23 protein-coding genes are annotated in these 17,285 nt (G+C 66.8%); 13 read left to right on the top strand and 10 right to left on the bottom strand.

The window, feature by feature from the left end; translation table 11 throughout:
• Positions 1–44 precede the first annotated feature (44 nt).
• Positions 45–767, top strand: a complete 723-nt coding sequence (locus tag EKH81_RS08090; protein ID WP_132059607.1) for a sugar phosphate isomerase/epimerase family protein — start codon at positions 45–47, stop codon at positions 765–767.
• A gap of 45 nt (positions 768–812) precedes the next feature.
• On the opposite strand, the gene EKH81_RS08085 is transcribed toward EKH81_RS08090, so the two are convergent.
• Together EKH81_RS08085 and EKH81_RS08080 are read right to left on the bottom strand one after the other, a co-directional pair.
• Positions 813–1,136, bottom strand: a complete 324-nt coding sequence (locus tag EKH81_RS08085) for a HalOD1 output domain-containing protein (RefSeq protein ID WP_132059609.1) — start codon at positions 1,134–1,136, stop codon at positions 813–815.
• A gap of 157 nt (positions 1,137–1,293) precedes the next feature.
• Positions 1,294–1,944 carry a helix-turn-helix domain-containing protein gene (locus EKH81_RS08080; protein WP_132059611.1) on the bottom strand — a complete coding sequence of 217 codons (651 nt, stop codon included), beginning with the start codon at positions 1,942–1,944 and terminating at the stop codon, positions 1,294–1,296.
• A gap of 123 nt (positions 1,945–2,067) precedes the next feature.
• Here EKH81_RS08080 and EKH81_RS08075 point away from each other — a divergent pair, with 123 nt between their 5' ends.
• From EKH81_RS08075 to EKH81_RS08055, 5 genes are all read left to right on the top strand, one after another.
• On the top strand, positions 2,068–2,304 hold the full coding sequence (locus tag EKH81_RS08075; RefSeq protein ID WP_132059613.1) for a DUF7120 family protein: 237 nt from the start codon (positions 2,068–2,070) through the stop codon (positions 2,302–2,304).
• Between the two features lie 179 nt (positions 2,305–2,483).
• A complete protein-coding gene (locus EKH81_RS08070; RefSeq protein WP_132059615.1) occupies positions 2,484–2,726 on the top strand; it encodes a DUF7979 domain-containing protein in 243 nt (80 codons plus the stop codon).
• 45 nt (positions 2,727–2,771) lie between these two features.
• A complete protein-coding gene (locus tag EKH81_RS08065; RefSeq protein WP_132059617.1) occupies positions 2,772–3,185 on the top strand; it encodes a DUF7124 domain-containing protein in 414 nt (137 codons plus the stop codon).
• 109 nt (positions 3,186–3,294) lie between these two features.
• Positions 3,295–4,518, top strand: a complete 1,224-nt coding sequence (locus EKH81_RS08060; RefSeq protein ID WP_132059619.1) for a molybdopterin molybdotransferase MoeA — start codon at positions 3,295–3,297, stop codon at positions 4,516–4,518.
• Positions 4,519–5,077: 559 nt separating this feature from the next.
• The gene (locus tag EKH81_RS08055) at positions 5,078–6,964 is read left to right on the top strand and encodes a molybdopterin biosynthesis protein (RefSeq protein WP_132059621.1); all 1,887 of its coding nucleotides are present in this window, start codon (positions 5,078–5,080) and stop codon (positions 6,962–6,964) included.
• Between the two features lie 76 nt (positions 6,965–7,040).
• Here EKH81_RS08055 and EKH81_RS08050 read toward each other — a convergent pair whose 3' ends face one another.
• Both EKH81_RS08050 and EKH81_RS08045 read right to left on the bottom strand, forming a co-directional pair.
• Positions 7,041–7,325 carry an amphi-Trp domain-containing protein gene (locus EKH81_RS08050; RefSeq protein ID WP_132059623.1) on the bottom strand — a complete coding sequence of 95 codons (285 nt, stop codon included), beginning with the start codon at positions 7,323–7,325 and terminating at the stop codon, positions 7,041–7,043.
• Positions 7,326–7,433: 108 nt separating this feature from the next.
• Positions 7,434–8,084 carry an HAD family hydrolase gene (locus EKH81_RS08045; RefSeq protein WP_132059625.1) on the bottom strand — a complete coding sequence of 217 codons (651 nt, stop codon included), beginning with the start codon at positions 8,082–8,084 and terminating at the stop codon, positions 7,434–7,436.
• Between the two features lie 143 nt (positions 8,085–8,227).
• Here EKH81_RS08045 and rdgB point away from each other — a divergent pair, with 143 nt between their 5' ends.
• Together rdgB and EKH81_RS08035 are read left to right on the top strand one after the other, a co-directional pair.
• A complete protein-coding gene (rdgB, locus tag EKH81_RS08040) occupies positions 8,228–8,821 on the top strand; it encodes an RdgB/HAM1 family non-canonical purine NTP pyrophosphatase (RefSeq protein WP_132059627.1) in 594 nt (197 codons plus the stop codon).
• A gap of 92 nt (positions 8,822–8,913) precedes the next feature.
• Positions 8,914–9,522, top strand: coding sequence for an undecaprenyl diphosphate synthase family protein (locus EKH81_RS08035; protein WP_132059841.1), 609 nt, complete (start codon positions 8,914–8,916; stop codon positions 9,520–9,522).
• A 26-nt stretch (positions 9,523–9,548) separates the two neighbouring features.
• Here EKH81_RS08035 and EKH81_RS08030 read toward each other — a convergent pair whose 3' ends face one another.
• The 3 genes from EKH81_RS08030 to uppS all read right to left on the bottom strand — a co-directional run bounded on the left by EKH81_RS08030 (position 9,549) and on the right by uppS (position 11,137).
• Positions 9,549–9,902, bottom strand: coding sequence for a type II toxin-antitoxin system PemK/MazF family toxin (locus tag EKH81_RS08030; RefSeq protein WP_132059629.1), 354 nt, complete (start codon positions 9,900–9,902; stop codon positions 9,549–9,551).
• Positions 9,899–10,135 carry a hypothetical protein gene (locus EKH81_RS08025; RefSeq protein ID WP_132059631.1) on the bottom strand — a complete coding sequence of 79 codons (237 nt, stop codon included), beginning with the start codon at positions 10,133–10,135 and terminating at the stop codon, positions 9,899–9,901. Before EKH81_RS08025 ends, EKH81_RS08030 begins: the two co-directional genes overlap by 4 nt.
• 78 nt (positions 10,136–10,213) lie before the next feature.
• Positions 10,214–11,137, bottom strand: a complete 924-nt coding sequence (uppS, locus tag EKH81_RS08020) for a polyprenyl diphosphate synthase (RefSeq protein ID WP_132059633.1) — start codon at positions 11,135–11,137, stop codon at positions 10,214–10,216.
• A gap of 134 nt (positions 11,138–11,271) precedes the next feature.
• Between uppS and EKH81_RS08015 the strand changes: the two genes are divergently transcribed.
• The 5 genes from EKH81_RS08015 to lwrS all read left to right on the top strand — a co-directional run bounded on the left by EKH81_RS08015 (position 11,272) and on the right by lwrS (position 14,189).
• The gene (locus EKH81_RS08015; protein WP_132059634.1) at positions 11,272–11,466 is read left to right on the top strand and encodes a cold-shock protein; all 195 of its coding nucleotides are present in this window, start codon (positions 11,272–11,274) and stop codon (positions 11,464–11,466) included.
• 105 nt (positions 11,467–11,571) lie between these two features.
• Entirely contained in the window at positions 11,572–11,976 is a 405-nt protein-coding gene (locus EKH81_RS08010) for a DUF5778 family protein (protein WP_132059637.1), read from the top strand.
• A 147-nt stretch (positions 11,977–12,123) separates the two neighbouring features.
• Positions 12,124–13,473: a glutamyl-tRNA reductase gene (gene hemA / locus EKH81_RS08005; protein ID WP_132059639.1), complete on the top strand. Its 1,350-nt coding sequence runs from the start codon at positions 12,124–12,126 to the stop codon at positions 13,471–13,473.
• Between the two features lie 69 nt (positions 13,474–13,542).
• Positions 13,543–13,818 (top strand): 4a-hydroxytetrahydrobiopterin dehydratase, encoded by a 276-nt coding sequence (locus tag EKH81_RS08000; protein WP_132059641.1) that lies wholly within the window; start codon positions 13,543–13,545, stop codon positions 13,816–13,818.
• The gene (gene lwrS / locus EKH81_RS07995; RefSeq protein ID WP_132059643.1) at positions 13,818–14,189 is read left to right on the top strand and encodes an LWR-salt protein; all 372 of its coding nucleotides are present in this window, start codon (positions 13,818–13,820) and stop codon (positions 14,187–14,189) included. Before EKH81_RS08000 ends, lwrS begins: the two co-directional genes overlap by 1 nt.
• 130 nt (positions 14,190–14,319) lie before the next feature.
• Here the strand turns inward: lwrS and EKH81_RS07990 are convergent, their stop codons facing one another.
• The 3 genes from EKH81_RS07990 to trpB are packed head-to-tail and all read right to left on the bottom strand — an operon-like array spanning position 14,320 to position 17,255.
• Positions 14,320–15,114: a 2-amino-3,7-dideoxy-D-threo-hept-6-ulosonate synthase gene (locus EKH81_RS07990; protein ID WP_132059645.1), complete on the bottom strand. Its 795-nt coding sequence runs from the start codon at positions 15,112–15,114 to the stop codon at positions 14,320–14,322.
• A 27-nt stretch (positions 15,115–15,141) separates the two neighbouring features.
• Positions 15,142–15,957 (bottom strand): tryptophan synthase subunit alpha, encoded by an 816-nt coding sequence (gene trpA, locus EKH81_RS07985; protein WP_132059843.1) that lies wholly within the window; start codon positions 15,955–15,957, stop codon positions 15,142–15,144.
• 53 nt (positions 15,958–16,010) lie between these two features.
• Positions 16,011–17,255, bottom strand: coding sequence for a tryptophan synthase subunit beta (gene trpB, locus EKH81_RS07980; RefSeq protein WP_132059647.1), 1,245 nt, complete (start codon positions 17,253–17,255; stop codon positions 16,011–16,013).
• Positions 17,256–17,285: the final 30 nt, after the last annotated feature.

Raw genomic sequence — 17,285 nt, 5'->3', positions numbered from 1 at the left:
CCGTCGCTCCCAACCCATTTAGGCGTCGTCGCCGTATCCCGAGTATGCGACCAGCGATTCAACTGTACACGCTCCGCGAGTTGGACGTTCCGCTCGTGGACCTGCTGGCCCGGGTCGGCGAGACCGCGTTCGAGGCGGTCGAGTTCGCCGGACTCGGCGACGCCGACCCGGCGGAAGTCCGGGGTGCGATGGACGACGCCGGTCTGGACGCCGCCGCGGCCCACGTCGGCATCGAAGCCCTCGAAGCCGACCTCGATTCGGTAGTCGAGGCGTACCGGGCGCTCGACTGCGACCGCATCGTCGTGCCGTGGCTCGACGAGTCGCACTTCACGAGTACCGAGAGCGTCACGCAGGTCGCGCGCAGACTCGCGGAACTCGACGCCCGACTCGACAAGCGGGGCGTCCATCTCGCGTACCACAACCACGACCAGGAGTTCGCCGAAGTCGGCGACGCCACCGCCTTCGAGCGTCTCGCCGACGAGACCGACATCGACTTCGAACTCGACGTGGGGTGGGCGGTCGCGGCGGGCTACGACCCTACCGACCTCCTCGCGAGCCTGCGCGGTCGAACGCCGCTGGTCCACCTCAAAGACGTGGCCGACGACCGGCCCGTCGAACTCGGGACGGGCGACGTGGACGCCGAAGCGTGCGTCGAGGCGGCCCGCGAGGCCGGGGCCGAGTGGCTGGTCTACGAGCACGACGACCCCGACGACCCCGAGGCGTCGCTCGAACACGGGGCGGAGACGCTCGCGGAACTGTTAGAGTGAGTCGGCGGGCCGACGTACCGCTGCCGGGCGCTCCGGAGACGTTCCTCACTCGGAGACGTTCCTCACTCGGGGTCGGTACACGACCACGGTTCTCCCCTCGACTCGGACGCGCGCTGAATCGTACTCGAACTCGACGAACCCGCTTTTTCGCGGGGTCCCGTCGCCGCGCGGTGCGAAGATAGCTTCCAGCGCGTCGGTGTCCACGACCGAGTGAAGGGGTTCCATGCTGGTCGTCTCAGTTTCGAGAACCGAACTCAGGGCGTTCGTTACGGCTTCCGTGATAGATTCGCCGTCGGTCAGTTCGCGAATCTCGGAGTCCTCTGTCGGTGCCGCCGTTCGACTACGTGAGTGAATCTCTTCAGTAACCATGCTACTACCAGTACACCAACGGGAGTTGGGGGCTGACGGTAATGAGACCGGTGTGGTAGTGCTACCACGGTTTTAAATCGGCGGGCGCGTCGGTTCCGAGGGGCGAGCGTCGTTCGTCGTGGACGGGCGAGCGTCACTCGTCGCGGACGGGCGAGCGTCACTCGTCGTGGACGAGCGTGTTGGCGAGGACGTTTCGCTGTCCGCGCCGGAGACGGGCCGACAGCGCGTTTCGCGAGACGCCCATCTCGTCGGCGAGTTCGGTGAGCGTGACGTTTCGCGGGACGTCGAAGTAGCCCGCATCGTAGCCAGCCATTAGCGCCTCCTGTTGGTCCTCCGTGACCTCGTACTCGCCGCGCTCTTGGGGATTCTCCGCGCGGTAGACGCGGTCGAGTTGGAACGGAAAATCGTTCGAGACGCAGTAGTCGTGAAACTCCGAGAGCGCGTCTCTGTCGGGGAACAGCATTTTGAGTTGCCAACTCCCGTCCTCGCTCAGGGCCTCCAGAATCGTCGCTTCCGTACCCGAAACACCCGACAGAAGGCTCTCGGCGTTCGTTCGCCACGTCACGCGATAGAACCGTTCGTCCTTCTCGTGTTCCTCCAGCATGAGCACGTCCTCGACGGTCGGGTCGTCGCTGAGTTCGCGTTCGAACTTCGCGAAATCGTCGCCCGACGCCCAGAAGTACGGCGTCACGCGCTCGCTTCCCGCGACGACGCGCTTGATTTCGATTCGCACGTCCGGGACGCTCCTCAGCGTCTCCGACAGCACGAACTCGCTCGCTGGCACCGTGAACTCCGCTAAGACACTCATTCCGACGTGAAAACGAGCCACGAACGTATAGGTGTCACCGCCGACGGAAGACCGAACGGGAATCCCGGTGGGACTACCGTGTGACCCCAACGTTGTAGTACGTCGCGACAGTAGCGCCGGGACATGCCCCAACTCGAAATCGACCTGTCGGACGACATGGACATGCAGATAGACCAACTGGTCGCCCAAGACGAGTTCGTGGACCGGCAGGAGGCCCTCGAAGAGATACTCTCGCTCGGTCTCAGGGAGCACCAGACCACGACCGACACCGACGCCCGCGGCGAGATGGAGTTCGCCGACGAGATGATGGAGACGACCGACCGCTCGCTCGGCGGTGACGACGACGGCTATCGGTTCTGAGGGCGGCCGTCGCGCTCGCTCGGCCGCGAGACCCGTTCGACCGTGAGGCCTGTTCAACCGCGAGACCTGCTCGCCCACCCGACTCGCTCGCCTCCGGTCCGCCCACCCGGCCGTAGCTTTCGACCGACTACCGGGGGAAGATTTAATAATAGCCAAGATATTTGTTAGCGTGTAACACGATGTCATTGAACACGACTTCCGGCGCGGACGGAAACGCGCGAACGCTCCGAGTTCGCCGGACAAGCCACGCGGCTCCGGGCAGACCCGTGCGCCACTTCGACGAACTGCCCGAGCGCGCCCAGCAGTTGCTCGCCGAACGGAACGGTCGCGGGACGCACGTCGTCTCGCCCGAACTCGCGTCGGTGTTCGCCGACGAACCGGTCGTCGTGTTCTCCGAGTATCTCCAAATCGACCTCGCGTAGGTCGGGACCGAAGGCGTTTTGCCCGCCACGCGCCGAGAGGAGGGTATGAACGGAAGCGGCGAGCTAACCCTCGCCTTCGAGCTTTCGGCGCTCAAGGAGCTAGCCAAGCCGGGCGCGGTGTTCGAGGACGCCCGCCGGTGGAGCAAGTACGTGGGCGTCGTCTCGGAGAAGCCGACCTACGTGGTGACGAACTTCACCCGGAAGAACCGCATCCGACAGGACTTCTTCTCCGGCCCGAAGGGGAAAGCCGAGAGCCTCGACAGCGTGCGCGAACAGTTCGACACCGACCGCCACGTCTTCGTGGGCACGACCGACGACGACCGCGACCTCGCCGAGGACCACGAGTGGGAGTATCTCGACGTTCGCGAGGCCGCGGAGGCGGCCGAGTGGCCGCTCGCGGGCGAGGACGACGGCGAAGCGACCGACGAAGACGAGGACGTGCGCGACGACTGGCCCTGAGTTTCGGGCGATTTCGATTGCAGCGCGACGCGCTGCAATCGGACTCTCGCCGCCGGGTAATGGGGCGCGTTCCCACACGCTTTTGGCCGCGGCCGCCCGATTTCCACGCATGAGCGACCACCGACCGGACCGCAAGCGGTCCGGATTCAAGGACAAGACGCGACTCGCCGAGGCCCGCGAGCGCCTGCTCGGCGCGGTCGAACCCCACGACCGAACCGAGGCGATTCCGGTGGCCGACGCCGACGGCCGGGCGCTCGCCGAGGAAGTCGTCGCCGAGCGAAACGTCCCCCACTACCGCCGAGTCGCGATGGACGGCTACGCGGTCCGAGCGCGCGACACCTTCGGCGCGAGCGACCGGTCTCCGGAGGTGCTTCACCAAGGCGAGGAGATGAACCCCCAGTCCGCGGTCCGGGTCCACACCGGGAGCGAACTGCCCGACGGCGCGGACTCGGTCGTGATGATAGAGCAGACCGACGAGTTCGGCGACGAGGTCGAAATCTTCGACGCGGTCGCCGAGGGCGAGAACGTCGCGCCCGTAGGCGAGGACGTGAGCGCGGGCCAGCACCTCTACGACCCCGGCCACCGCCTCCGGCCCTCGGACCTCGGCCTGCTCACGTCGGTCGGCGTCGAGACCGTGACGGTCCGCGACCGGCCCTCAGTCGCGGTGATTCCGACGGGAGAGGAACTGGTCCAATCCGACCCCGAACCCGGCGAGGTGGTCGAGACGAACGGCCTGACCGTCTCGCGCTACGTCGAGCGGTGGGGCGGCGAGCCGACCTACCGCGACGTGGTGACCGACGACGTAGACGCGCTCGCGGCGGCAATCGAACGCGACCTCTCGGCCGACGTCGTCGTGACCACGGGCGGGTCGTCGGTGGGCGAGCGCGACCTGCTCCCCGAAGTCGTCGCTGACCTCGGCGAGATTCTGTTCCACGGGGTCGCGCTGAAGCCGGGCCACCCGGTCGCCGCTGGCGTCGTCGCGGGGACGCCGGTCGTCATGCTCCCGGGGTATCCGGTGGCGTGTATCATCAACGCGGTCCAGTTTCTCCGGCCCGTCCTGAAGCGAGTCGGTGGGCTTGCCGACGACTCGTTTCCGACGACCGACGCGCGACTCGACCGGAAGATTCGGAGCGAACCCGGAACCCGGACGTTCGCGCGGGTGCAGGTGGACGAGGAAGACGGCGAGCGAACTGCGACCCCGACCAGGGCCTCCGGGTCCGGCGTGCTGTCGAGCGTGGCACTTGCTGATGGGTGGGTCGAAGTGCCGGAAGGCAAGGAGGGGATTCCGGAGGGTGAGATGGTTTCGGTACAAAACTGGGAGTGGTCGGCGTGACGACGAGCAAAGTCGAACGGAGCGACCGACGGCATAATCGTAGTGACGACCTCGAAAGCCCTCGCACGCTCGACGACCCGCGACTCGCTGCGCTCCTCGGTCGTTCGCTTCGCTCACTCCCTGCGGTGCTTGCGTCGTCGGGGGACGGTCGAGCGCGCTCGCCCTTTCAGTCCGCCAGGGCTGGTGCAAGCGAGATCGAGCGAAGCGCGCCGGCTGGTCGGCCACCGACACCCGGCGCGCGCTGGCTCGACCCCGCGGTTTGGGGTCGAGCCAACGTCGCGCGAGGGATGAGCGAGCGAAGCGAGCGAATCGGTTGGGGAGGTTCGTGGCCTGCGGCAGCAGTTTCGTCTGGGTGGACTGAAAGGGGCCGGACGCTCGCGGGCGAAGCCCGTGGTCGCTTGCGCGGCCCCTCTCCGCGCCGGGTATTGCGGAGAGGCGCGGAGATGTCGCGCAACGACCGCGAGCGTCCGGGGGCTTTCTGGGCGCTCTCTTTCCACCCGTTCTCGTCTGAAAATGCGTCTGCAACGACTCACAAACCCGAACCAAGAGTTGATACCCAATGAGCGATAGAAAGGAGTTCCGAGACCTGTCCAGCCCCGAGGAGGCCCGCGAAGCGATAGCCTCCCTGAACCTCACGCCCGAACCCGAAGAGGTCCCGCTCGCCGACGCCCGAGGCCGCACCCTCGCCGAGCGAATCGACGCCGCCCTCGACGTGCCGGGGTTCGACCGCGCGAGCATGGACGGCTATGCCGTCCGAGGCCGGGACACCTTCGGCGCGGACGAGGCCGACCCCGCGAGCCTCGACTTGGTGGGGACGGTCCACGCGGGCGAGGAACCGAGCGTGGAAGTCGGCGAGAGCGAGGCCGCCGAAATCTCGACCGGCGCGGTGATGCCCGCGGGCGCGGACGCCGTGGTGATGGTCGAGCGAACTGAGGAGAAGGGTGATTCCGTCCTCGTCCGAACCGCGGTCGCGCCGGGCGACCACGTGATGCTCGCGGGCGCTGACGTGGCCGCGGGCGAGCGCACGCTGGGTCCCGGAACACGGCTCACGCCGCGCGAAATCGGACTCCTCTCTGCGCTCGGCGTCGAATCGGTTCCCGTTCGCGGGAAGCCGGTGGTCGGCATCGTCTCGACCGGCGACGAACTCGTCCGGCCGGGCGACGACCTCGACAGCGGCGCGGGCCAGATTTACGACGTGAACAGCTACGCCATCGCCGCCGGGGTGGAGGAGGCGGGCGGCGACCCGGAACTCTACCCCCACGCGGGCGACGACTATGGCGAGATGGAGCGGATTCTGCGCGAGGCGGCCGACGACTGTGACCTCGTGCTCTCGTCGGGTTCGACCAGCGCGAGCGCGGTGGACGTGATTTATCAGGTCATCGAGGAGCGCGGCGAACTCCTGCTCCACGGCGTGTCGGTCAAGCCCGGCAAGCCGATGCTCGTCGGCACGCTGGGCGGGTCGGCGTACGTCGGCCTGCCGGGCTACCCCGTCTCGGCGCTCACCATCTTCCGGACGTTCGTCGCGCCCGCGATTCGGAACGCGGCGGGTCTCCCCGACCCCGAAACGGCGACCGTCGAGGCCCGGATGGCCGCCGAGGAGCGCTACAGCGAAGGCCGGACTCGGATGCTTCCGGTGGGGCTTCTCGAAGACGCGGACGGCGAGCGACTGGCCTACACCGTGGACAAGGGGAGCGGCGCGACCACCAGCCTCGTAGAGGCCGACGGCGTGGTCGAGGTCCACGCCGACACCGCCTACGTCGCGGCGGGCGAGACGGTCGAAGTCGAACTGTTCTCGCCCGACGTGCGCCCGCCCTCGGTCCTCGGCGTCGGCGAGGACGACCCCGCGCTCGCCCAACTTCTCGACTCGCTCGACCGGCCGCGATACCTCTCGGTCGGGTCGCGCGAGGGCCTGCGCAGGCTTCGAAACGGGGTTCCGGATTTCGCGGTTGCGACCGGTGACGCGAATCCCGACATCGACGCGCTCGAACTCGGCTCCTACGAGCGCGAGTGGGGGCTGGTCGTGCCCGCCGGAAACCCCGCGGAAGTCGGAGGCCTCACTGACCTCGTGGAGCGCGACCTGCGGTTCGTCAATCGCGGGAGCGACTCGGGCCTCCGGACCAGCCTCGCGAACGCCGTCGCCGACCTCGCCGACGAGCGCGGGACGACTCGCCACGAACTCACCGACGCCATCGCTGGCTTCGAGTTGGCGGCAAAAGCCCACGAGAGTCCGGCCAGAAAAGTGCTCGCCGGGCAGGCCGACGCCGGACTCGGCCTGCGCGCGACCGCCGAAAAGCTCGGTTTGGGATTCGTCTCGCTCGGCACCGAGCGCGTCCGCGTGCTGGCGAACCCCGAACGCGTGGAGAAGGCTGGGGTTCGGGACCTCGAAGCCGCGCTCGACGAGAAATTGGAGCCGGTTCTCTCGGAGTTTTCGGGGTTCAGCCGGTAATCACGGTTATCTCAGAACTCTCGGTAGTCTCGAAAAACCGGGAGTGGTGGCGGTCGTCGCGCTTCCGACGCCCCGCCTATCGCGCGTCGGAGACGTTCAGCGTTCCGTCCTCGGCCCCTTCGACCTCGCGCCACCACACCAGTTCGAATTCGATGCTCTGTTTGGCTTCCGACTCGCCCTCCGACCAGTCCGACTCGCCCTCCAGTTTGAACGTTATCGGCTCGGTCGGGTCGAGTGCCACCGCCTCCTCGCCGAGTTCGAGGGTCACCTCCCCGCCAGCGTCGAGTTGGTCGGCCATTCCTCGAAGATACGTTGCGATTTCGCCCCGCGATTTCTCGGCTTCGGTTTCGAGTTCCCCCATGTAAAACAGTACCGCGGCAATCAAATTAACCCTGATGGCGATTCTCGGCGGTCGGGAGTCGTCAGACCGCTCAATCCCGGTGGCGCACTAGACGTCCCGCGACCGGTCTCAGTCGGCGTCGGTCGCCGCCAGCAGTTCGTCGAACGTCTCGACTCGGTAGTCGCCGAGGACGCACTGCTGGCGGCGGTCGTGGCCGTGGCGCTCGACGTGAATCGCGTCGAGTCCGGCGTTCCACGCCGCGCCCACGTCGTTCGCGCCGTCGCCCGCGAAGATGCCCTCGTGGCCGTTGCCCGCGACATCGAGGTTCGCCATCGCGTGCTCGACCGGCGCTGGGTCGGGCTTCCACCCGAGGTCGGCGTCACAACACACCACGGTGTCGAACCAATCGCGGATGTCGAGTTCGGCCAGCACGGGTTCGGCCAGAAACGACTGGCAGTGAGTCACGAGACCGACCGGGCAGTCGAGGTCGGCCACGAACGCGGCGTCGTCGTAGAGGTAGGTGTTCTCCGCGCGCCTCTGTGGGTCCTCGACATCGTGGAACGCGGCCCAGAAGTCGGTGGGGTCGATGCCCCACGCCCGAAGCTGGGCGTCCCTGCTCCCGCCGAGACCGTGCCACAGGAGTTCGGCCTCGCGGTCGGTGAACTCCCGGCCGAGTCGGTCGCCGACCCGGTCGAACACCGACCGGGGGTACGACCAGTCGATGTCGATGAGCGTGCCGTCCAAGTCGAGAAGCCAGAAATCGTATTCGCGGGCGACCATTGGGACACGCTCCTAAGTGTTCGGGAGGAATAAATATTTCTGCTATTTGGGTGGCGGTCCCACGCTCCGGTACCCCACGCTCCCGAAAAACCGCGGCCTATTTCCCGACCCGGACTCACGACTCACCAACAGGTGACCCACAGGTGACGATACGCTTCGTGACGAGCAACGAGGGGAAAGTCCGAGAGGCCCGCGAGTACCTCACCGAGGAGGTCGAACGGGTGAACTACGACTACACCGAGATTCAGAGCGACGACCTCGCGGACATCGCGGTCGCCGGGGCGAAGGAGGCCTTCGCCGAGACCGGCGGCGAGGACCCCGTTCTCGTGGACGACGCGGGGTTGTTCATCGACGCCCTCGGCGGCTTTCCCGGCCCGTACTCCTCGTACGTCGAGGACACGGTGGGCGTCGAGCGCGTCTGGAAACTCGCAGAGATGGAGGGTAGCGAGGCGAACGCCTCGGAGCAGTCGAGCGGTGACGAACCGCGAGACGCGAATCGCCGGGCGCGCTTCCGGTGCGTCGTCGCGTACTACGACGGCGAAGTCGCCGAGACGTTCGCGGGCGCGGTCCCCGGTCGAATGGTCGCACCGCGGGGCGACGGCGGGTTCGGCTACGACCCCATCTTCGAACACGAGGGCGAGACGTTCGCGGAGATGACCACCGAACGCAAGAACGCCATCTCCCATCGCGGGCGAGCCCTGGCGAAGTTCGCCGACTGGCTGGCCGACCGCGAGTGACCCGACGCGTCGGGTCACTCGCGGTCGCGGGGCGGCTGGATTCGAGGTTCGACTCCGTGACGTTTAGGGCGGTCGCCCGCGAACTGTCGGCCGTGGGACTGTACGACCGGTATCTTGCCGCCCGCCTGCGCCGCCACGCCGCCACCCTGCCCGACCACGTCGCGGTCGTCATCACCGAGCGCGACCTGCTCGAACAGGGCGCGTACCGAACGCTCGAAGCGTTCTTCGAGTGGGCGTTCGAGTACGACGCCGAGCGCGTGACGGTGTACGTCAGCGTCCTCGACGAGGGCGCGGTCCCGACGCTCGAACGCGAACTCGAACGCGTGAGCGCCCCGCGCGCGCTCGCGGTCCGCGCACCCGACGACCGACAGCGTGCCGACGCACCGATTCAGGTGTCCATCGGTCTCGGCGGCAAGCACGAGTTCGCGGGCGCGGTCCAGAAAATCGCAGAGGACGTACGGGCGGGCGACCTCTCGCCCGACCAGGTGGACGAGACCGACGTCGAGAAGCACCTCGTCTTTCCCGAGAACCCGGACTTGGTCATCAAGACCGGCGCGGAGCGACTCTCGGATTTCATGATTTGGCAGTCGGTGTACTCCGAACTCTACTTCACCGACGTGAACTGGCGGGACTTCCGCAAACGCGACTACCTCCGGGCGCTGTTGGACTACAAGAATCGCCAGCGGCGGTTCGGGCGGTAAGTGCGGTCGTTCGCGGGCCTCGAAGCTCAGTCGAGTCCGAGGCTCAGTTTCAACGCGTCGTCTATCTCGTCTACGACTTCCCCATCGAGACTCCCGACGACCGAATGAATCCGCTCCTCGATGGAGACCACGCGTACTTGGTCGAGGCGGACCGACGAGTCCTCCTCGAACGGCGACTCCGACGCTTCCACGAGCACTTCGAAGGGGTAGCCGCGATGCGTTCTCGTCGCGGGTGCGACGATGGTCGTGCTGGCGTTTCTGTTCCCAACGTCGTTCTGGACGACCACCGCCGGTCGGGTTTTCTTCATCTCGTGACCCTCGGCGGGGTCGAGTCGGACCACGACCACGTCGCCGCGCCGAACGTCCGTTCGCTCGCTCATTCGTCCAGTGAGTCCCACGCCTCGTCCGACGCCTCATCCCATTCCGCTTCGAGACGGTCCGCGCTCTCGGACGCCTCTCGGTACGCGGCGGCGAGTTCGTCCTCGTCGGGGCGGTCGGATTCGACCTCAACGACCGCAACGGTCACGCGCTTGTTCGCGTACTCCGTCCCGAGGTAGATTCTCCCTCGGTCGTCGGTGTCGTTGGTTCGCAGGTCGCGGGCATCGACTTTCATCTTGGTACCCACTATCACCCACTAATAAATGAATCTTGCCCACCATTACCCACACCGGACGCCGTCCAAGCGTGAGCGTCAGTCCGCCGTCTTGCCGTCGCCTTCGACCTCAAACTCCTCGACGCTCGTCCCCTCCGGAAGCGTGTCCTTGAACTTCTCGATGACGCCGCGCGCTTCGTCTAGTTCCACGCCCCCGAGCGCCCGCACGAGCGCGGCCGCGCGCTCGACCTTCGTCCGCCGCCACGACTCGGCGCGCGACTCGTAGGTCCGGACCGCCCGGAGGAAGTCCACCTTCGAGAACTCCGGCCAGTACGGCGTGCAGAAGAACACCGCGGCCTCGTTGCCGTTGGCGTGCCACGGCAGGAAGTTCGAGGTTCGTTCGTCTCCCCCGGTTCGGATGATGAGGTCCACGTCCCGGAGCGGACTGTCGTAGAGCCGGGCGTCGATTTCGCCGACGCCGATGTCCGCGGGGTCGAGGTCGCCCGACTCGACCGCGCGCGCCACGTCGCGGGCCGCCCCGAGGAGTTCGTTCCGCCCGCCGTAGGCCAGCGCGACGTTGAGCGTGAATCGGTCGTAGTCTGCGGTCCGGCGCTCGGCGTACCGGACCGCCTCGCGGACTCGGCCGGGGAGCATCGTCTCGTCGCCGATGATTCGGATGCAGACGTTCCCCTCGTGAACTCGGTCGGCGTCGGCGAAGTCGTAGAGTTTCTCTTCGAGCAGGTCGAACAGGGCTTCGCGCTCGTCTTCGGGCCGGTCGAAGTTCTCGGTCGAGAACGTATAGAGCGTGAGTTCCTCGACGCCGATGTCCTTACACCAGTCGAGGACGCGTTCGGTCGTCTGTGCGCCCGCGCGGTGGCCGTCGTGGGCGTCGCCTCCCTGTCGGTCGGCGTACCGGCGGTTGCCGTCCTGAATGACCGCGACGTGCGTCGGTGCCCCCGAAATTTCTCGCTTGAGGAGTCGTTCGTAGGCGACCCGAACCCGCCGCTGTGCCCAACGTAGCATCGCTTACCGAAACGACACGCCCGAGAGGCATCAGTTTTATGACCCGCACCGCCGGGAATTTATGCGAACGGTTCGCACGATAGTCGGCATCGTTGCATACCTTTTTAAGCTTGGAGCGACTTGAGACAGATGCAATGGCGAAAGGTACGGTTGATTTCTTCAACGACACAGGCGGCTACGGTTTCATCGACACTGAGGACGCAGACGAGGACGTTTTCTTCCACATGGAAGACGTCGGCGGCCCCGACCTTGAAGAAGGTCAGGAAGTCGAGTTTGACATTGAACAGGCAGACAAAGGGCCGCGGGCGAAGAACCTCACGCGGCTTTAAGACGGACGTTACCGTTCGTTCCCGATTTTCTTTCGACGCTACCGGATAGCCGACGGCGTGAGTCGAACCGCAGGGCGTTTAACCGCAGGTCGGCTTGCCTCGAACATGGGAGACGTACTCGACGAGGACCTCTACCGGCGGACGAAGCAACTGCTCGAACCCGGTGACATCGAACTCAACGGTGCCATCGTTCACACCGACCTCGGGAGCGACGACGACATCGAGATGCATCAGGCGACCGTCGATGTCGGCGAGCTAATCGCCGAGTCCGCGGGTCACGACCCCAAAGACACCTACGTCTACTCGGGCACCGACGACACCGACTTCTCCTCGAATCAGCATCAGGGCCTCACGCTCGACGGCGAGGAGTTCGTCTGGGAGTGCCAACAGCTCCTGCGCGAGGGCACGTTCGACATCGTGTTCTACTACGAAGCCAGCGCCGACCACGAGGCCGTCCTCGACGGCGTGCGCGACCTCGGCTTCGAGGTCACGGGCGTCGAGGGGTCGTAGCCGAATTCGAAGGTCACAAGACGTACCGCATTTGGAAGGCTTTACGTATCGTCCATTCATAGCTCCGGGTAAGAACGGCGGGCACCGCCCGCAGGGTGACCACAAGATGTTCGGAACCGCTGGCAGACGCTTCGGGGGGCGACGACCGTGACGGCAGGCACGGGCGTCGTCTCGGGCGTTCGAGTCAGCCACGACCACGCGGGCCTCGACGCGGTCGAGGCCGCCTGCCACGCCGACACCGAGTCGGTCGTCGAGCGACTGCTCGGGACGCCGGGCGTCCGCGAGGCGTTCGCGCTCCAAACGTGCAACCGATTCGAAGCGTACGTCGTCACCGACGACCCGGCGACCGGCCGGGCCGTCCTCGCCGACTTCGCGCCCGACGTGGGCGACCACGTGGTTGTCGAGACCGGCCACGAGGAGAGCCTGCGCCACCTCATGCGGGTCGCCGCGGGTCTCGAATCGCTCGTCCTCGGTGAGGACCAGATTCTCGGCCAGATGCGAAGCGCCTACGAGACCGCCCGAAAGGCGGGCGCGCTCGGTTCGATACTCGACGACGCGGTGACGAAAGCCATCCACGTCGGCGAACGCGCCCGGACCGAGACCGCCATCAACGACGGCGCGGTGTCGGTCGGCAGCGCCGCGGTCGAACTCCTCGACGACCACCGTGACCTCGACGCCGCCACCGCGCTCGTCGTCGGCGCGGGCGAGATGGGAACCATCGCGGCCCACGCGCTCGCGAACGCCGACGTCGAGACGCTGTACGTCGCGAACCGCTCGCCGGAGAGCGCGACCGAGGTGACTCGCGACGTGGACCACGACGACGCGCGCGCGCTCTCGCTCGACGGTCTCGCCACCGCGCTCGCGGGCGCGGACGTGGTGGTCACCGCGACCGGAAGCGAGGGCCACGTCCTCGACGCCGACAGCCTCGCCGACCGCGGACGGACGCTAGTCGTGGACATCGCCCAACCGCGCGACGTGTCGCCCGCCGCGCGCGCGCTCGACGGCGTCACCGTCTACGACATGGCGGCGCTGAAGACGCTCACTGACGAAACCGAGCGCAGGCGGCGCCTCGCGGCCGACTCGGTCGAAGCCATGATAGACCGGGAGTTCGACCGCCTCCTCGACGGCTACAAGCGAAAGCGCGCCGACGAGGTCATCGCCACGATGTACGAGAGCGCAGAGCGCGTCAAGGAGCGTGAACTCTCCGAGGCGCTCTCGAAACTCGATGCTCACGGCGGCCTGAACGACGACCAGCGCGAGGTCGTCTCGGCGATGGCCGACGCGCTCGTCTCCCAACTGCTCGCCCCGCCGACCAAGAGTCTGCGGGACGCCGCTGGCGAGGACGACTGGACGACAATCAACACCGCGCTCCAGCTTTTCGACCCCGAGTTCGGCGACGGCGAAGGGCCGTCCGAGTTCGGCGACGAACTCCCCGAGGAAGCGGCCGAGCGAATTCCCGACGGCGTTCGGGAGCGCGTGGTCGGCGACGACGACTGACGACGACCGTTTCCCGCACCCGGGACATCGCCACCGAGCTTTATTTACCAGAACGCCGAACGTCGAGACATGGCAGACCTGCTTTCAGACGACGAGATTCGAAATCGGACCCCCGACGGCTGGGAGCGCGAGGGCGACGAAATCGTCCGGACGTTCGAGTTCGACGACTACCTCAGGGGCGTTGCGTTCGCGGCCGAAGTCGCCGAAATCTCCGAAGAGGAGTTCCACCATCCCGAGATTCGAATCGGCTACGAGGAGGTCGAAATCAGATTCACGAGCCACGAGGCGGGCGGCATCACCGACGACGACGTTCACATGGCCGAACTGGTGAACGACGTGCGGTGATGGACGCCCGGTACGTCTTCGCGGTTCGGTTCCGACTCGAACCGAACGTCGGCGACGTGACGGTCGAACCCTCGGAGTTCGAGACGCGTCTGTACCGGTCGGCCGACCCCCCGGGCGAGGAGGGGTGGCTGTTCTTCCGGGACAACCTCTGGCGCGGCGAAATCAACGACGACGACCACTTCCGGCGGTTGACCGAGGAGGCGCTCGGCGTGCCCGTGGTGTCGGTCGAATACCGCGCGCTCGAAACCGACGCGGAGTATCTCGACGCGCTCGAGGACGAGATTCGGGCGAACCTCGGGACGTTCAACGCCACCAGCGTCTCGGAGGTCACGAAGAAGTACCTCGGAAGCTCGCTCGAAGTTCGGAAGTAAGAACCCCCGTCCGGTGTGAGAAACCCCGTCCGGTCGCGGGCCGTCGGCCCGCGCCCGGACGGCCGCTTGCGCGCTCGGTGCTGTTTCGAGTCGGCCCGTGTCGCTTCGAATCAGTCCGGTTCGTCCCGTTTCAGGCCTCGACCGCGAGTCCCGACTCGACCAGCGCCTCCTCGGCCGATTTCCCGTCGTGGACCACCGCGGCGACCGCCCGCGACATCGCGCCGGGGTCGTCGTGCTGGAAGATGGTCCGGCCCATCGAGACGCCGGAGGCCCCGGCGTCCATCGCGCCCCGGACGTTTTCGAGGGTCGCGCGGTCGCCCTCGGGGTCGCCGCCCGCGATGATGACCGGCTTGGCAGTCGATTCGGTGACGCGCTCGAAGCTTTCTGCGTCCCCGCTGTAGGCGGTCTTCACGAGGTCCGCGCCGACCTCCTCGGCGAGTCGGACCGCGTGGCCGAGGCTCTCGGCGTCGTGTTCGTCCACGCCCGGTCCGCGAGCGTACGCCATCGCCAACACGGGCATCCCGAAGTCGTCCGCGTCGTCCGTAATCTGGGAGAGGTGTTCCAACTGCTTGCGCTCGAACTTGCTCCCGACGTTGATGTGGAACGAGACGGCGTCAGCGCCCGCCCGGACCGCTTCCTTGACGGTACCGGTGAGGCGCTTGTCGTTGCTGTCCGGGCCGATAGTCGTCGAGGCGTTGAGGTGGACCACGTACCCCTTCCCGTTCTTGTTCGGGTGGACCCGCGGCGCGATGCCCTTCTGGGTGAGGACCGAGTCCGCGCCGCCGCGCGTCACCGCGTCGATGGTCGATTCGATGTCTACGAGGCCGTCTACCGCCCCGAGGGTGATGCCGTGGTCCATCGGGACCATCACGTAGTTTCCGTCTGTGCCGATTCGGTCGAGTCGTGCGTCGATTCCCGCAGTCATATTGTGTGAAACTCTGGCAATGCCCGGTTAAGTTCGTTCTGGTTCCGGTACTTTCTCTCCGCCTTCCATCGCGCCGTCCTTGAGTTCGCGGGCCTTGGCTTCGAGTCGGTCGGCCACGTCCTCGCCCTCGGCAATGATGTCCACGAACGCGCTCCCGACGATGACGCCGTCCGCACCGCCAGCGACGATTTCGCGGGCGTGTTCGCGTTCGCTGATGCCGAATCCGACCGCCTTCGGGAGGCCGGTCTCGGCGAGTCGGCCGAGACTGACGTGGGTCTCGCTGCTCACGTCAGAGCGCGCGCCCGTGGTGCCGAGGCGGCCCTGCACGTAGACGAACCCCGACGCGCGCGTCAGCATCCGGTCGAGTCGGTCGTCGGTCGTGGTCGGCGCGACCATGAAAATCAGGTCGAGACCGTGAGCCTCGCAGGCGTCCTTCAGCGGGTCGCTCTCGTCCACCGGGAGGTCGGGGACGATGAGACCCGAGAGACCGGCGTCCGCGGCGGCCGCGACGAACGGCTCCACACCTCGCTCGGAACCGTACTGATAGATGAGATTGAAGTACGTCATGCAGACCAGCGGCGCGTCCACGTCCAACTCCGCGACGAGGTCGAGATACGCTTGCGGAGTCATTCCCGCGTCGAGCGCGCGTCGAATCGCCGCCTGAATCGTCGGCCCCTCCGCGATGGGTTCGGAGAAGGGCAGACCGAGTTCCACGATGTCTGACCCGCCGCGGACGAGCGCCCGGACGTACTCCTTCGTGGATTCGGTGTCGGGGTCGCCCGCCGCGACGTAGGAGACCAGTGCGGGACCGTCGGCGAACGCCTGCTCGATTTCACTCGGCATTTCCAAACACCGGAGCGACTCTTCGGTCGCTCCGAGCCCCGATTCGTCGTCGCTCATCGGAACACCTCCATCGTCGGCGCGGCGTCGATGTCGCGCTTCTCGCTCTCCTCGATGACCGTGTCGAGGTCCTTGTCCCCCCGCCCGGAGACGTTGACGACGACGACCTCGCCGAGGTCGTCGTCCGCATCGCCTCGTCCGGCCTCCTCCAGATAGCCGAGCGCGTGGCTCGATTCGAGCGCGGGGATGATTCCTTCCAGTTTCGAGAGGCGGTGGAACGCTTCGAGCGCGGCGTCGTCGCCGACGTTGACCGGCGTGACCCGCCCCTCGTCTGCGAGGTACGCGAGTTCGGGACCCACGCCCGAGTAGTCCAACCCCGCGCTCACGCTGTGGGATTCGAGAATCTGGCCGTCGGGGTTCTGGAGGAGTTTGGTCCGCGCGCCGTGGAGGACGCCCTCGTCGCCCGAGGACAGCGAGGCCGAGTGGGGCGCGAGGCCGCGGTCCTCGTCGATTGTCAGGCCCGACCCGCCCGCTTCGACCGCGACGAGGTCCACGTCGCTGTCGGGGACGAACTCGTGGAACGCGCCCATCGTGTTCGACCCGCCGCCCGCGCACGCCACCACGCTGTCGGGGAGTCGTCCCGCCTTCTCTCGAATCTGCTCGCGGGCCTCCTCGGAGATGACCGACTGAAAATCCCGGACCATCTTCGGGAACGGGTGGGGACCGACCACCGACCCGATGACGTAGTGGGTGTCCTCGACGTTGGTCGCCCAGTCGCGCATCGTCTCGTTGATGGCCTCTTTGAGGGTTCCGGACCCTGCAGTCACCGGATTGACCGCCGCGTCGTGGATTCGCATCCGAAAGACGTTGGGGCGCTGGCGATTGATGTCGGTCCGGCCCATGTAAATCTCGCAGTCGATGTCGAGGTGGGCCGCCGCCATCGCGGTCGCGGTGCCGTGCTGGCCCGCGCCGGTCTCGGCGATGATTCGGTCCTTGCCCATGTACTTCGCGAGCAGGACCTGCCCGAGCGCGTTGTTGAGTTTGTGCGCGCCGCCGTGGACGAGGTCCTCGCGTTTGAGGTAGACCTCGCGGTCGTACCGTTCGCTGAGGCGGTCAGCGCGCTGAAGCGGCGTGGGGCGACCGCCGAAATCCGCCAGCCGTCGCCGAAATTCGTCCATGAAGCCGTCCTCGTTGTCGAGGACGTATCGTTCGTAAGCGTCGGTCAGTTCCTCGATGGCGGGCATCAGCGCCTCCGGAACGTACTGGCCGCCGTAATCGCCGAATTTGGATTCGCTACTCATGTGCGTCGGTCTCCGTTTCGTGTACTCATG

This window comes from Halorussus amylolyticus, from assembly GCF_004143485.2.
GTDB lineage: Archaea > Halobacteriota > Halobacteria > Halobacteriales > Haladaptataceae > Halorussus > Halorussus amylolyticus.
Note: the sequence above shows the minus strand (reverse complement) of the source record. Positions and strands in the feature narration are given on the sequence as shown.